Genomic DNA, 14,520 nt, shown 5'->3' with positions numbered 1-14,520 from the left:
TAGGAGATAAGTACAGTGCCACCTTCCCAGGGAACGGCGCATCCCTTGCGTCTGCTCGGCGTCTACGCCGCACTGGTGGCCGTGATGTTCGGCCTGGTGTTCTTCACCGGTGACAAATCCGCCAGCCCCAAACTCGGCATCGATCTACAGGGTGGTACCCGTGTCACCCTGACGCCGCGTACCCCGGACGGCGGGAAACCGAGCCAGGACAGTCTGCGCCAAGCGCAGAGCATCATCGAGCAGCGTGTCAACGGCCTGGGTGTCTCCGGTTCCGAGGTCCTGATCGATGGCGACAACCTGGTGATCACGGTCCCGGGTGAGAACGGCGCGCAGGCCAAGGCCCTCGCCACCACCGCCAAGATGTACATCCGCCCCGTGATCCAGTCCATCGCCCCGCAGGTGAAGGACGGCAAGCCGGTGGGCCAGCAGCCCGGCGCCGCACAGCAGCCTGGTGCGCCGCAGTCGCCGGCCGCGGGGCAGCAGCAGCCCGCCGCACCGCCGGCGGAAACCGTGGTGCCGAGCGATTCGCAGACGCCGCCGACCACCTCCGAGGCCCCGGCCGCGCAGAACCGGGTGTTCCCGGCGCAGGCGCCGACCACGCCCTCGGCTCCCGTGCCGGCGCCGACGCCCGCGTCACCGCAGCAGACCCAGCAGGAGATCGCCGCCGCAAAAGCCCTGCGGCAGAGCACCGATCAGACGGTTCAGCAGGAAGCCATGCTGACCATGGACTGCACCAAGCCGGATCCGTTGCAGGGCAACGACGATCCGAACCTGCCGCTGGTCGCCTGTGGCACCGACGGCAGCCAGGTCTATCTGCTGGACAAGAGCCGTCTCGACGGCCAGGAGATCAAGGACGCCTCCGGAGTCTTCGAGCAGAAGGAATCCAAGTGGGTCGTCAATGTGGACTTCAAGTCCGGCGGCGCGGACACCTGGGGCAAGCTGACCACCGAGTTCTACAACAAGCAGCTGGCGTTCGTGCTCGATACGAAGGTCGTCAGCGCACCGGTCGTGCAGCAGGGTGGCCAGTACGGCGGTAGCACCTCCATCTCCGGTACGGGCATCAACAAGTCCACCGCGCAGGAGCTCGGCAATACCCTCAAGTACGGGTCGCTGCCGCTGTCCTTCGCGACCTCCGAGGCCGAAACCGTCTCGGCCACACTGGGTTTGTCCTCCCTGCACGCGGGCCTGATCGCGGGCGCCGTCGGCCTGATCGCGGTGCTGCTGTACTGCCTGCTCTACTACCGAATGCTCGGCTTCCTGGCCGGGTTCTCACTGGTCGCGGCAGGTGTGGCTGTCTATCTGCTGATCGTGCTGCTGGGCCGGGGCATCGGATTCACCCTGGACCTGGCGGGTATCGCGGGTCTGATCATCGGTATCGGTTTGACGGCCGACTCGTTCGTGGTGTTCTTCGAACGCATCAAGGACCAGATGCGCGGTGGCCGGAGCTTCCGATCCGCGGTGCCGCGCGGCTGGAAGCGCGCGCAGCGCACCAACCTGTCGGGCAAGACGGTCAGCCTCATCGCATCCGCGGTGCTGTACCTGCTGGCCGCCGGCCAGGTGAAGGGCTTCGCCTTCACCCTGGGTCTGACCACGGTGCTCGACATCATCGTGCTGTACCTGGTCACCTCGCCGCTGTTGATGCTGGCGTCGCGCTCGGCCTTCTGGGCGAAGCCGTCGGTCAACGGTCTCGGTGCGGTGACCGAACTCGCCCGTGAACGCAAGGTGGCGTCCGGCGTTCTGGTGAAGGAGGCGTGATCATGCGCGATACCAGCTCCGTAATCGATACCGATTCCGAACTCGACTACGAGTCGGACAAGAGCACCAAGAAACACAGCCTGTTCGAACGGCTCTACACCGGCACCGGCGGATTCGAGATCGTCGGCCGGCGCAAGCTGTTCTACGGTGTGGCGGCGGTCCTGCTGCTGATCGCCATCCTGAGCATCGCGATTCGCGGTTTCACCCTGGGCATCGACTTCGCCGGTGGTTCCCGGATCCAGCTGCCCGCGGACGGTGTCACCACCTCACAGGTGGAGAAGGTCTACAACCAGGCCCTCGGCCATGACGCCGTGACCGTCCAGAAGGTCGGTTCGGGTTCGGCGGCGACCATTCAGATCCGCTCCGACACGCTGTCCCGGGAGCAGACCGACACGCTGCAGAACGCACTGTTCACCGCGTTCAAGCCGAAGGATTCCAACGGCCAGCCGAATATGAGCGCCATCAGTACGGCGGAGATCAGTGAGACCTGGGGTGGCCAGGTCACCCACAAGGCCTTGCTGGCGCTGGGCGTCTTCGTATTGCTGACGATGATCTACATCGCGATTCGCTTCGAACGCGATATGTCGATCGCGGCCATCGGCTCGCTGTTCTTCAACCTCGTTGTGACAGCGGGCATCTACTCGCTCGTCGGCTTCGAGGTGACGCCCGCGGCGGTCATCGGCCTGCTCACGATTCTCGGTTATGTGCTCTACGACAATGTCGTCGTCTTCGACAAGGTCGAGGAGAACACCGACGGCGTGCTGAACCTGACCAAGCACACCTACGCCGAGAAGGCGAACCTCGCCGCCAACCAGACGCTCATGCGATCGATCAACACCACCGTCATCGGCATCCTGCCGATCATCGGCATGCTGGTGATCGCGGTCTGGCTGCTGGGTGTGGGCACGCTCAAGGATCTGGCGCTGGTGCAGTTGGTCGGCATGATCGTCGGCGCGTACTCGTCGATCTTCTTCGCGGTGCCGCTACTGGTGACCATCAAGGAGCGCTTCGGCCCGGTGGCCGCGCACACCAAGAAGGTGCTCGCGCGCCGCAGCGGTGCGCTGACCGGACGGGCGACCGATGCGGCCGCGCAGCGCGCGGATGCGGCCAGCCGTCCCGTCACCGTCGGTGCCGGGCGCGAAGCCTCCGCATCGCGTCCGCGCGGTGGTGAGGGACCGCGACCTGGAACTCGGCCGAGCGGGAAACGAACCAAGAAGAGGCACTGACCATGCGCAGGGGGTTGCCGTCGGTGGTCAACCAGAAGGCCCGCTACCGTAGTTATTTCGCGGCTCGCTACCGTAGTTATTTCGCGGCTCGCCACCGTAGTTATTTCGCGGCTCGCCGCGGTAGTTATTTCGCGGCTCGCCGCGGTGCCGTCGTTGTGCTCGCGGGTGCTGTCGCCGCGGGCATGGTGACGGGCTGCGCCGGGAAGAATCAGGTCCCGTCCATCGGGTACGGCGTGGATACCGTGGTCGCCAGCTACAACGGCGGCAGCACGCTGGGCGCCGAAAGTGGTGCGGCGGCGGTGTTCTCGCGCGTCCTGACCGGGTTCTTCTACACCGGTCCGGACGGGCAGCCGGTGGCGGACACCGATACCGGTACCGCCAAGGAGGTTCCGGGCGATGCCCAGACCATCCAGTACCGGTTGAATCCGGACGGTAAGTACTCCGATGGCACGCCCACGTCCTGTGACGATCTGGTGATGGCGTGGGCCGCGCGCAGCGGCCGGTTCACCAAAGCCGGTCCGGGCGGCCCGATTCCGATGTTCGATGCCGCGAGTACCGCCGGATACGCCGATATCGAGCGGGTGGACTGCACGCCCGGATCCAAGGACGCCACTGTGGTGTTCCGGCCGGGCCGGCACTATTCGGCCTGGAAGACGCTGTTCAATGCCTCCGAGCTGATGCCCGCGCATGTCGTGGCCACGGCGGTGCAGGCGCCGAATGTGGTGGCGCCCCTGCAATCGGGTGATCAGGCGACCGCCGAGCGCATCGCCGATTTCTGGAACAACGGCTGGAAGCTCACCCCCGGCAAGCTGAACGTCACGGTGCTGCCGTCCTCCGGCCCGTACCGGATCGAATCCTTTGATGACAAGGACGGTCTGGTGCTGGTGAAGAACGAGCACTGGTGGGGTAATCCGGCCAAGACGCCGCGCATTGTGGTGTGGGACAAGAACGCCGATCTCAAGGCCAAGGTCTCGGCCAAGGCTGTCGGGGTGCTCGATGTGGGCGCGGGCGCGCTCGGTGACGGCACTCCGAGCGGGTTCTCGGGCGAGAACTATCCCGGTCGCGGCGTGGAGCAACTGGTGCTGAGTACCGGTGGCGTCTTCGGCAGTGCCGCGGCGCGGCGCGCCTTCGCCCTGTGCGTACCGCGGCAGGCGCTGTTCGACAAGCTCGGCCACCCGGGTTTCAAGGTGGATTCGGGCCTCGGCTCCGGTCCGCTGAATTCCCGTACCGTGCCGCAGGATTCGCTGTACTACGGGGCGATCTCCGGTGCCGCCGACAAGTACAAGAACGCCGATGTCGCCGCGGCCACCCAGGCCGCGGGTGGGGCCGGTCTGCAGAATCAGACCGTGCGCATCGGTTATCTGCGCCCGGACGATCGGCGCGCGCAGACCGTCGCCATGATCGCCGACTCCTGCAAGGGCGCGGGCATCACCGTGGTCGACGCGGGCACGCCGGACTTCTCGGCGCAGCAGCTCACCGACGGCAAGGTGGATGCGGTTCTGGGTGGTGCGGCGGCCATGCCGGGGCCTTCCGGATCGCTGTCGGCCACCGACGCGATTGCGGCGTTGCACACAGGTCAGGGCCTGAATTTCAATAGGTACGGCAACGGTCGCTACGATGCCATCGCGGATCAGCTTGCGGCGGAGGACAACTCGACCACCGTGCTGAACCTGCTTAACGAGCAGGAAAACCTGCTGTGGAACGAGATGCCGTCGATTCCCCTGTTCGCCACCCCGCGCACCATCGCGTTCGGTGACGGCATGCGGAACGGCGTCGCCAGCCCCACCAAGGCTGGTGCGGGCTGGAATATGGATCGCTGGGTGCTGGAGCGGTAAAGACCGCGGTGGCGTGGTGAAGAGGAGCGGGTGTAGATGAGCAAGCATGGAATGGTGGACACCGACGAGACCGTCGGTGAGCGCACTGCCCGAGCGGCCGAAGCCGTACAGCGGCTGACCCGCTGGCACGACGACTTCCCGACTCCCGGAGTGCGTTTCGCCGACCTGACGCCGGTATTCGCCGATGCCGAGGGCTTCCGCGCGGTGCTCGACTGCTTCGCCGCCTGCGCACCGGACGCGGATCTGGTGGCGGGCATCGACGCGCGCGGCTTCCTGCTGGGCGCGGGTGTCGCCGCGGTGCTGGGTACCGGTGTGGTGGCGGTGCGCAAGGCGGGCAAGCTGCCGCCGCCGGTCATCAGCCGTGAGTACACGCTCGAATACGGTTCGGCCGCACTGGAAATCCCGGCCGACGGCATCGAGTTGAAGGGTCGCCGGGTGCTGCTGCTCGACGATGTCCTCGCCACCGGCGGCACGCTCGCCGCCGCGGCGGCGCTGTTCCAGGCGGCCGGTGCCGAGGTCATCGCCACGGCCGTGGTGCTGGAACTGGGCTTCCTCGACGGCCGATCGAAGCAGGGCGACTACCCGCTGACCTCGATCGTCAAGCTCTGATCCGCGCCCGTGCCGTCGCCGGTCAGGCGACGATGCGGGCGATGATCCCGGTGACGACCAGCCAGAAGAGCGCGGCGAGACCGTAGTTCACGGCAATGTCCAGATGGGGCGTTCCGGTGTGGAACAGGCCGGGGAAGAACAGGGCGAGTGGTTCGGCCACCGACTTGATGAAGGTGAAGAACCGGTTGGTCTGATCCGCGCCGAAATCCAGCAGCAGAATATAGACGACCAGGATGATGGCGAAGAGAGCGCCGAGGCCGCCGATCAATCGGGCGGCGGCGCTCTCGCGGTAAGTGTCGTACATATAGGGCATGGAGCGGTAATGCCCTGTCTGCGTTGTTCGAAACGGTACGGGCGAACCGGTCGGTCGCGGAAAACTATGCGGGCGTGCAGTTTGTTCGGATGACAGGATGTGAGCAGCCTGCTATCCGGATTGCCCTGCTGTGTCCGTTTGCCGTGCAGGCGGATTCGTTCGCGCTCACAATATCGAGATGAGTACTGCACCGGGGGAGTCGGCAGCACCGTTCACAGAATTCCTGACCGCCCACCTGCCAGAGGTGGCGCGGGAGATGATGACCGCCGTGGTGCGGGCGGTGCCCGACTATGAGCAATTGCCCACCGAGCGGGTGGAACAGGACCTGATCCGGCGCTCCGAGGACAATCTGCGCCTGTTCGTGCGCCTGCTGAGCGAGGAGCGGGAACCGGGCGCGGGTGACCTCGACGAGATGATCGAAGCGGCGGTACGCCGTGCGCGCGAGGGCATTCCGCTCGATGCGGTGCTGGCTGTGTACCACCGGGGCGCGGTGGCGGCCTGGAACTTCATGGCGGCCGGGGCGCGCACGCCGGAGCAGCGGGATGCGCTGATCGCTGCCGTGCCGCAGCTGCTCGGCTATCTGGGCGCGGTGGTGCCCGGCGTCGCCGCGTCCTATCTGCGCGAGCGCCAGGATCTGCACTGGGAGCAGCGGGAGGTGAAACGCGCACTGGCGCAGGCGCTCCTGCAGGGCAAGCCCGCGGAACTGCTGGCCGAGCGCTTCGGTATCACGCTCGGCCGCTATCACGTACTCGCGCTGCGCACCTCCGAAGGTCCCGCCACGGACGGAATCCGGCCCGCCATGCGGGTCATCCACGGCGAGATCGATGCGCTGTCCCCGCAGGCCCTGACGGTGCTGGATCGGTCCGGCGGCTGGGCGCTGGTGCCCGCGACCGAACCGGGTGCGCGCCTGGATGCCGCGATCGCGGGTATCGCCGCCGCGGCAGGTGTGCGGGTGATCGCCGGAACAGCCACCGCCGCACTGGTTTCCGATATTCCGGCCCGTGCCGAGGAGGCTGGTGAGATCGCACGCCTGGCCATCGGATTGGGCCGGCCGACCGGTGTGTATCGCATGGCGGATCTGGCGCTGCAGTACCAGTTCGCGCGGCCGGGTCCGGCCCGCGCCTGGCTACTCGGCCTACTCGATCCTCTGACCGCGCACCCGCATCTCATGCAGGCCCTGCGCGCCTATCTCACGCACGACCACAATCGGGTCGCGGCCGCCGAGTCCCTGGTGGTGCACCGTAATACACTGAACTACCGATTGAACCGCATTGCCACCCTGACCGGCTACGACCCGGGCCGGTCCGAGCACGCGCCGCTGTTCGCCGCGGCGCTCACCGCCTTCGACCTCGCCGCCGCCGACCTCTAGCGGGCCACCATGCGGGCGATGAAACCGGTGACAACGAGCCAGAAGATAGCCGCCAGACCATAATTCAGGATGATGTCGATCGTGCCGTTGCCGGTGTGGAACAGTCCCGGGAAGAACAGTGCCAGGGGCTCGGCCCATGACTTGATGAAGACGAAGAACCGATTGGCCTGATCGGCTCCCAGTACCAGCAGCAAGATATACACGCCCTCGATGAGGGCGAACAGTGCTCCGACCCCGCCGATGATTCGGGCGGCGGTGGCCTCGTTGCGCGTGACGTACGGCATTGAGGAGGAATGCCCGATGTGTGCCGCTCGAAACGGCATCAGCGCGTGTCGAAACAGTGTCGTGCTCCCTGCTGTGTTTGCTCCACGAAAGCATGTGTACGCCATGGCATGATGTTTCCGTGACCTCTGCGGCGGCCGTGAGTACTCCAGGGTGAAGGCCAAGGCCCTCATCGTCGGCGCCGTCGGCCTCGCCGGGATGGTTCTGCTGCTGCTCCTGGTCGTTATTCTGCCTGCGAGCGAAGAGACCTGTGGCGCGGGCACACCGGTGGTGCCCTCGACGACCCAGGCGCTCACCGAACCCAATTGCCCGGCCACCGGTGCGGCCGCCGAGGCCGGTTTGCAGGACGGCGCGCTGCGCGCACTGCGCTGTGTGGTCGCACGTTTCGGCATGATGGATATGCGCGGGGTGGTGGCCGATGACGCCTATCCGGACCATCGAGAAGGCCGGGCCGTCGAATTCATCGTCGGCAACGATCAGGCCAAGGGTGATGCCATTGTCGCCTTCCTGCAGCAGAGCGCGGCCAACTTCCACATCGACTACGTGATGTGGAAGCAGCGCAGCTGGACTCCCGATGCGGCCAACGGCACCCAGTGGACGCCCATGGAGGACCGCGGCGATCCGGTGCGCAATCACATGGATCGGGTTCAGGTGACCATCAAGTCCGTGGTGGCCACCTCGACCGTGAGTGCGCCGCCCGAGGTTTCGCTGGCCTCGATGCCGGGCGCGGTCAATGAGGCGGGCAAGCTGACCGGTGTGGGGCGGCGTCAATACCCCATGGCGGCAGGCACTTTCACGATCTCCGATGTCTTCGGTGCGCGTGGCGGCACACATATGGGCGTCGATATGGCCGGGGCGGCGGGCACCCCGATCTACGCCGCCTCCGATGGTTTGGTCGTCGCGTCCGGTCCGGCTTCGGGTTTCGGTGACTGGGTGGTCATCGACTCGATCGACGAGAGCGGTAAGCGCTACTCCACGGTGTACGGGCATATGTACGAGTCCGGTATCCACGTGCACACCGGCGATATCGTGACCATGGGCCAGCACATCGCCGATGTCGGCTCCAATGGTGAATCCACCGGTCCCCATCTGCATTTCGAGGTGGTGCCCGGCGGTCGGCTGACCGGTGGCAAACAGGTCGACCCCATGCCGTGGCTGGCCGGTTCGGCACTGCCCACCGCCGGTACGACACCCACCTGTGAGAACGGATTCGGTACTGCCGGAGGCAATCTCGCTCCCGGTAAGGTCCCGCCCGAGCTCGAGATCTGGTATCGGCGTGCCGGATCGCTGTGCCCGCAGATCAGCGCCTCACTGCTGGCCGCGCAGGGTCAGCAGGAATCCGGTTTCCACCGCGGGCTCACCTCACCCGCCGGCGCGGAAGGCTTGGCGCAGTTCCTGCCGGGTACGGCGGCCTCGCTGGCCCCCGACGGACAGCCGTATGTGATCGACGCCGACGGGAACGGCACCGCCAGCCTCTGGGACGACGGTGACGCCATCATCGGCCAGGGCCGCTATATGTGCGCCCTCGCGCAGAAGATTCAGGGCTGGGAGAACGAGGGCAAGGTGACCGGCGATGTGGCCGCCCTGTCCCTCGCCGCCTACAACGCGGGCGAAGGCGCGGTGCTGGCCTCGGGCGGCATGCCCGATCAGGTGGCCGCGCACTTCACCGAAACCCGTCCCTATGTCGCGAATATCCTTGCGGCCGAAGCGAATTTCCGCAGTATGGGCAGCGAGGGCCGATTCCAGCCCAATTCCTCCGCGGCCCTCGGCCCGCAGGTCGTGTCCGCCGGTGAGCAATGGCTGGGTACTCGGTACGTTTTCGGCGGCGGCGGCACCCAGGGCCCGTCCAACGGCGGTTTCGACGAGCCCGGTTTCACCGCGGCCTCGGTCTTCGCCGCGAGCGGCGGCGCCATCACCCTGCCCGGCACCGCCGAACAGCAGTGGGAGCAGGGCGTAGAGATCCCGCTGATCAAGGCACAAGCCGGTGACCTGGTCTTCGGCAATTTCGGAATCCGCGGCCCCGCCACCGTCGGTGTCTACACCGGCGACGGCCGCATGCTGCACGCCGAACCCGGCGGCGTGGTCGCCGAAGTGCCGTTGCAGAACGGCATGAAGGCCCGCCGCGTCGGGCAGTGAGGCCGTAGGACGTCCTACGGCCGTCGTATGAAAATGGGGGATCTGATGATTTGCAATGTCCACCTGCGCGCCCTGCCGGTGCCCGCCGAGGTCGCGGGCGCACTGCTCGACGGTGTTGCCGAACCCGGAAATCCCGTCTGGCCGACCCCGGACTGGCCGGCGCTGGTGCTGGATCGTCCGCTGGCAGACGGTGCGGAGGGCGGCCACGGCCGTAACCGATACACCTGCACCAATTACCAACCCGGTCGGCGGGTGGAATTCACGTTCGGACCCGAATCGCCGTTCGCGGGCACACACGCTTTCGACGTGCTGAAGAGCGGCTCGAATGCCTGCGTACTCCGGCATGCCGTCATCGCGACCCCGCGTGACCTGCGCGGCCGATTGCAGTGGAGTCTGATCATTCGCTGGTCGCACGACGCGATGATCGAGGACCTGCTGGACCGCATGGCCGTTGCGGTCGATCATCCGCCGGTGCGGCCCGCGCGCTGGTCCCCGTACGTTCGGCTGCTCCGCAGGGCGCTCGGCAGGTGGAAGCAGAATCAGGTCGAGAGTGCGGAAGCCCGGTGATCACCGGGGCTGAGAGTCGGGTCACGAAATATGTACTTGCACGGCCTCGTTGACCTTCGATACCGTGGGAGCCGTTCCCAGCCCCGTCCGATCGGAGACATTGCGTTGATTTCCTGAAGGTAGCCGCCGCGTGGCCCGCAGTTCTTGCGCGCCGCATTTTCGCGATTACCGCTGGGAGTCCGTATGTCATATCCCGTTATTTCGCTGTCCGATCTGACCTTCGCGTGGCCCGATGGCACGACTGTCTTCGACGGTCTCGACGCGCTGCTCGGACCCGGTCATATCGGCCTGGTCGGCAGCAATGGTGCTGGTAAATCCACTCTTTTTCGCCTGATCACCGGCGAGCTGCGCCCCCAGCGGGGTTCGGTCACGGTGCCCGGACTGCTCGGCTATCTGCGGCAGAATCTCGGGCTGGCCACCGGCCAGCGGGTGGATGAGGTGCTCGGCATCGCCGATATCCGGAAAGCCTTGCACCGCATCGAAACCGGGGCGGGACTCGAGACCGACTTCGACAGCGTGGGTGCCGGATGGGATATCGAGGAGCGTGCGGTGGCACTGCTGGGCAGGCTCGGATTGCACTATGTCGCAGGCGATATCGCGCAATTGGATCGGCGCTTGGACACACTCTCCGGTGGGGAGACGGTATTGCTCGGCCTGGTGGCCGAACTGCTGCGCGAACCCGACCTGCTGCTGCTGGACGAGCCGACCAATAATCTCGATGAGCGGGCGCGCGAGCGGCTCTACGAGGTGGTCGGCCAGTTTTCCGGCACCGTGCTCACCGTCAGCCATGATCGCGAACTGCTCGAGCGCGTCGACTCCGTGGCCGAGCTGCGGCAGGGCGAAATCCGGGTGTTCGGCGGCAATTTCAGTGAGTACGAGCGCATGGTCGAGGCGGAGCAGGAAGCCGCGCGCGCCGCGATTCGGGATGCTCGCGGTGATGTGCGCAAGCAGGCGCGCGAATTGACCGAGACCCGCATCAAGCTCGATCGCCGGCTGCGCTACGGCCAGAAGATGTTCGAGCAGAAGCGCGAACCCAAGATCGTCATGGGCAACCGCAAGCGCGAGGCCCAGGTCTCGGCCGGGAAACTGCGCAATACCCATATCGGCAAATTGGAGGAGGCGAAGGATCTGCTCACCGAAGCGCAGGAGAAATTGCGTGACGACCGGGAGATCCGCATCGAACTGCCCGGCACCCGGCTCTATCCGGGGCAGGACGTGGTCGAGCTCGACGAGGTGGCGCTGGCCTGCGGCCCGACCGTGACGCTGAAGGTCACCGGCCCGGAGCGCATTGCCCTCACCGGCCGCAATGGTGTCGGCAAAACGACTCTGCTGCAACGTATCTGCGTGGAATCGCCGAGGGTGCCGTGGCGGTTGCTACCGCAGCGTCTCGATGTCTTCGATGAGGAACTGTCCGTGTTCGAGAATGTCGCCGCCACCGCACCGCATGCCTCGGCGGAACAGATTCGCGCCCAGTTGGCCCGCTTCCTGTTCCGCGGGTCCGATGCCGATATCCCCGCCGGCGCGCTGTCCGGCGGTGAGCGTCTGCGGGCGGCCCTGGCCATGATCCTGCTGGCCGAGCCCGCGCCGCGACTGCTACTGCTCGATGAGCCGACCAATAATCTGGACCTGCCGAGCCTGCGCCACCTCGCCGAGGCGCTGGCGGCATTCCAGGGTGCGCTCATCGTGGTCAGTCACGATCCGCGCTTCCTCGCGGAGATCGGCGTGACGCGCCGCGTGGAGCTCTCCGCGGAGGGCCTGGCGGATGTCCAGGTCAGCTGAGGGATGCCGTTTCGAGATCGGAGCAATCCGGACGCAATGCCGCGTCGAAGACGGTGCGGGAGAGAGTAGGGTCGATCTCTCCGGCCAGGTCCGGGTGGGCGGCGTTCGGCGTTCCGGTCTCGAAACGTTTCCAGGACTAAAGTAGGTGGTCTGCGTGGTTGGACGGTCCGATACGGTGTTCCGATCGAGGCCGGGAGAGGTGGTGGCATGACACAGAATTTGGAGCAGGCGAACGCCGGGCAATCGGAGGACAGCGGCGCAGCCGCTGCTCCGCAGCCCGGCGCTCCCGTGCGTCCCGCCTCGGCCGCTGTCCCCACCTCCGCATCCCGTCGCGTCCGTGCCCGCCTAGCTCGTCGCATGACCGGGCAGCGTGGCATCGCTGCCGTCAAACCGGTGCTCGAGCCTTTGGCCACCGTGCACCGCGAGCTGTACCCGAAGGCGAATCTCGCTCTGCTGCAACGGGCTTTCGACGTCGCCGACGAGAAGCACCAGCACCAGTTCCGTAAGTCCGGCGATCCGTACATCACGCATCCGCTGGCCGTCGCGAATATTCTGGCCGAGCTCGGGATGGACACCACCACGCTGGTGGCGGCGCTGCTGCACGATACGGTCGAGGACACCGGCTACGCGCTGGAGGATCTGACCGAGGAGTTCGGCACCGAGGTCGCGCACCTGGTCGACGGTGTCACCAAGCTGGACAAGGTCAATCTGGGCGCTGCCGCCGAGGCCGAGACCATCCGCAAGATGATCATCGCCATGGCGCGGGACCCGCGCGTGCTGGTGATCAAGGTCGCCGACCGGCTGCACAATATGCGCACCATGCGCTTCCTGCCGCCGGAGAAGCAGGCCAAGAAGGCGCGCGAAACCCTCGAGGTGATCGCCCCGCTGGCGCACCGGCTCGGTATGGCCACGGTCAAATGGGAGCTGGAGGACCTCGCCTTCGCGATCCTGCACCCCAAGAAGTACGACGAGATCGTGCGCCTGGTCGCCGACCGCGCGCCCTCACGTGACACGTATCTGGCCAAGGTGCGGTCCGAGATCGTGAGCAGCCTGACCGGGAACGGCATCAATGCGATCGTCGAGGGTCGCCCCAAGCACTACTGGTCCATCTATCAGAAGATGATCGTCAAGGGTAAGGACTTCGACGACATCCATGACCTGGTGGGTATTCGCATCCTCTGTGATGAGGTGCGAGACTGCTATGCCGCTGTGGGCGTGGTGCATTCGCTGTGGCAGCCCATGGCCGGGCGCTTCAAGGACTACATCGCGCAACCGCGCTACGGCGTCTACCAGTCGTTGCACACCACCGTGGTCGGTCCGGACGGCAAGCCGCTGGAGGTGCAGATCCGCACCCAGGACATGCACCGGACGGCCGAGTTCGGCATTGCCGCGCACTGGCGGTACAAGGAGACCAAGGGCAAGCACTCCAATGACTCGACCGAGGTCGACGATATGGCGTGGATGCGGCAGCTGCTGGACTGGCAGCGGGAGGCGGCGGATCCGGCCGAATTCCTGGAGTCGCTGCGCTTCGACCTGAAGTCGCCGGAGATATTCGTTTTCACCCCCAAGGGTGAGGTCATCACGCTTCCGCAGAAGTCCACCCCGGTGGACTTCGCCTATGCCGTGCACACCGAGGTCGGCCACCGCTGCATCGGTGCGCGCGTCAATGGCCGCCTGGTCGCGCTGGAACGGCAGCTGGAGAACGGTGAGGTCATCGAGATCTTCACCTCGAAGGCGCAGAACGCCGGACCCTCCCGCGACTGGGCGAACTTCGTCGTGTCCCCGCGCGCCAAGGCCAAGATCCGGCAGTGGTTCGCCAAGGAGCGCCGCGAGGAGGCCCTCGAGGCGGGTAAGGACCAGATCTCCAAGGAGGTCCGCCGCTCGGGGCTGCCGCTGCAGCGGCTCATGAGCGCCAATGCCATGACCTCGCTCGCGGCCGAGCTGCACTACACCGATATCTCGGCCCTCTACACCGCGGTCGGTGAGAACCAAGTGTCGGCGCATCATGTCGTGCAGCGGCTCATGGCGCAGCTCGGCGGGGTCAGCGATGTCGAGAACGAGCTCGCCGAACGTTCCACCCCCTCCACGGTGCCGTCGCGGCAGCGGCTCACCGGCGATGCGGGCGTGGAGATTCCGGGCGCGCCCGGCACCGTGTCCAAGCTCGCCAAGTGCTGCACCCCGGTGCCCGGCGACGAGATCATGGGCTTCGTGACCCGCGGCGGCGCGGTCAGCGTGCACCGCACCGATTGCACCAACGCGGATTCCCTTCGTGCGCAACCGGAACGGATCATCGACGTCAAATGGGCGCCGTCCCCGTCCTCGGTCTTCCTGGTAGCCATCCAGATCGAGGCCCTGGACCGCACCCGCCTGCTCTCGGACGTCACCAAGGTCCTGGCCGACGAAAAGGTCAATATCCTGTCCGCAGCGGTCACCACTTCCGGTGACCGCGTGGCCATTTCGAAGTTCACCTTCGAGATGGGCGACCCGAAACACCTCGGCCACCTCCTGAACGTGGTCCGAAACGTGGAAGGCGTCTACGACGTCTACCGGGTGACCTCGGCCGCCTGACCCGCTCTCGCTGCGCGGCGTTCTCCCTGACCGGAGGACGCCGCGCAGTTGTCTGCGCGGTCGAATGTCTGCGCGGTCGAA

General features: G+C 66.3%; 11 protein-coding genes. 9 read left to right on the top strand and 2 right to left on the bottom strand.

What is annotated here, in order from left to right:
- Positions 1–15: 15 nt before the first annotated feature.
- From secD to OG716_RS17180, 4 genes are all read left to right on the top strand, one after another.
- Positions 16–1,755, top strand: coding sequence for a protein translocase subunit SecD (gene secD / locus OG716_RS17195; RefSeq protein WP_405138576.1), 1,740 nt, complete (start codon positions 16–18; stop codon positions 1,753–1,755).
- A gap of 2 nt (positions 1,756–1,757) precedes the next feature.
- Positions 1,758–2,981 (top strand): protein translocase subunit SecF, encoded by a 1,224-nt coding sequence (secF, locus tag OG716_RS17190; protein WP_405138575.1) that lies wholly within the window; start codon positions 1,758–1,760, stop codon positions 2,979–2,981.
- 182 nt (positions 2,982–3,163) lie between these two features.
- Positions 3,164–4,816, top strand: coding sequence for an ABC transporter substrate-binding protein (locus OG716_RS17185; protein WP_405139725.1), 1,653 nt, complete (start codon positions 3,164–3,166; stop codon positions 4,814–4,816).
- Positions 4,817–4,852: 36 nt separating this feature from the next.
- Positions 4,853–5,425 (top strand): adenine phosphoribosyltransferase, encoded by a 573-nt coding sequence (locus OG716_RS17180; protein ID WP_405138574.1) that lies wholly within the window; start codon positions 4,853–4,855, stop codon positions 5,423–5,425.
- 22 nt (positions 5,426–5,447) lie between these two features.
- Here the strand turns inward: OG716_RS17180 and OG716_RS17175 are convergent, their stop codons facing one another.
- Positions 5,448–5,729, bottom strand: a complete 282-nt coding sequence (locus tag OG716_RS17175) for a hypothetical protein (RefSeq protein WP_355120400.1) — start codon at positions 5,727–5,729, stop codon at positions 5,448–5,450.
- A 187-nt stretch (positions 5,730–5,916) separates the two neighbouring features.
- On the opposite strand from OG716_RS17175, the gene OG716_RS17170 reads away from it, so the two are divergent.
- Positions 5,917–7,107: a PucR family transcriptional regulator gene (locus OG716_RS17170; RefSeq protein WP_405138573.1), complete on the top strand. Its 1,191-nt coding sequence runs from the start codon at positions 5,917–5,919 to the stop codon at positions 7,105–7,107.
- On the opposite strand, the gene OG716_RS17165 is transcribed toward OG716_RS17170, so the two are convergent.
- Positions 7,104–7,391: a hypothetical protein gene (locus OG716_RS17165; protein ID WP_327145595.1), complete on the bottom strand. Its 288-nt coding sequence runs from the start codon at positions 7,389–7,391 to the stop codon at positions 7,104–7,106. The genes OG716_RS17170 and OG716_RS17165 overlap by 4 nt on opposite strands.
- A gap of 151 nt (positions 7,392–7,542) precedes the next feature.
- Here OG716_RS17165 and OG716_RS17160 point away from each other — a divergent pair, with 151 nt between their 5' ends.
- The 4 genes from OG716_RS17160 to OG716_RS17145 all read left to right on the top strand — a co-directional run bounded on the left by OG716_RS17160 (position 7,543) and on the right by OG716_RS17145 (position 14,439).
- Positions 7,543–9,525: a peptidoglycan DD-metalloendopeptidase family protein gene (locus OG716_RS17160; RefSeq protein ID WP_405138572.1), complete on the top strand. Its 1,983-nt coding sequence runs from the start codon at positions 7,543–7,545 to the stop codon at positions 9,523–9,525.
- A 45-nt stretch (positions 9,526–9,570) separates the two neighbouring features.
- Positions 9,571–10,092, top strand: a complete 522-nt coding sequence (locus tag OG716_RS17155; RefSeq protein ID WP_405138571.1) for an SRPBCC family protein — start codon at positions 9,571–9,573, stop codon at positions 10,090–10,092.
- Between the two features lie 183 nt (positions 10,093–10,275).
- The gene (locus tag OG716_RS17150; protein ID WP_405138570.1) at positions 10,276–11,871 is read left to right on the top strand and encodes an ABC-F family ATP-binding cassette domain-containing protein; all 1,596 of its coding nucleotides are present in this window, start codon (positions 10,276–10,278) and stop codon (positions 11,869–11,871) included.
- Positions 11,872–12,078: 207 nt separating this feature from the next.
- Positions 12,079–14,439: a RelA/SpoT family protein gene (locus OG716_RS17145; RefSeq protein WP_405138569.1), complete on the top strand. Its 2,361-nt coding sequence runs from the start codon at positions 12,079–12,081 to the stop codon at positions 14,437–14,439.
- Positions 14,440–14,520 lie beyond the last annotated feature (81 nt).

It is taken from the genome of Nocardia sp. NBC_01388 (assembly GCF_045040085.1).
In the GTDB taxonomy this organism is placed as follows: domain Bacteria; phylum Actinomycetota; class Actinomycetes; order Mycobacteriales; family Mycobacteriaceae; genus Nocardia.
The sequence above is the reverse complement of the archived record's forward strand: the minus strand, read 5'-3'. Positions and strand labels throughout refer to the sequence as shown.

Bases quoted from the DNA above. Each gene is read 5' to 3' on its own strand.
- OG716_RS17175 (WP_355120400.1), bottom strand. From the start codon at position 5,729: ATGTACGACACTTACCGCGAGAGCGCCGCCGCCCGATTGATCGGCGGC.
- OG716_RS17155 (WP_405138571.1), top strand. From the start codon at position 9,571: ATGATTTGCAATGTCCACCTGCGCGCCCTGCCGGTGCCCGCCGAGGTC.
- OG716_RS17150 (WP_405138570.1), top strand. From the start codon at position 10,276: ATGTCATATCCCGTTATTTCGCTGTCCGATCTGACCTTCGCGTGGCCC.
- OG716_RS17185 (WP_405139725.1), top strand. From the start codon at position 3,164: ATGGTGACGGGCTGCGCCGGGAAGAATCAGGTCCCGTCCATCGGGTAC.
- OG716_RS17180 (WP_405138574.1), top strand. From the start codon at position 4,853: ATGAGCAAGCATGGAATGGTGGACACCGACGAGACCGTCGGTGAGCGC.
- OG716_RS17145 (WP_405138569.1), top strand. From the start codon at position 12,079: ATGACACAGAATTTGGAGCAGGCGAACGCCGGGCAATCGGAGGACAGC.
- OG716_RS17165 (WP_327145595.1), bottom strand. From the start codon at position 7,391: ATGCCGTACGTCACGCGCAACGAGGCCACCGCCGCCCGAATCATCGGC.
- OG716_RS17170 (WP_405138573.1), top strand. From the start codon at position 5,917: ATGAGTACTGCACCGGGGGAGTCGGCAGCACCGTTCACAGAATTCCTG.
- secF (WP_405138575.1), top strand. From the start codon at position 1,758: ATGCGCGATACCAGCTCCGTAATCGATACCGATTCCGAACTCGACTAC.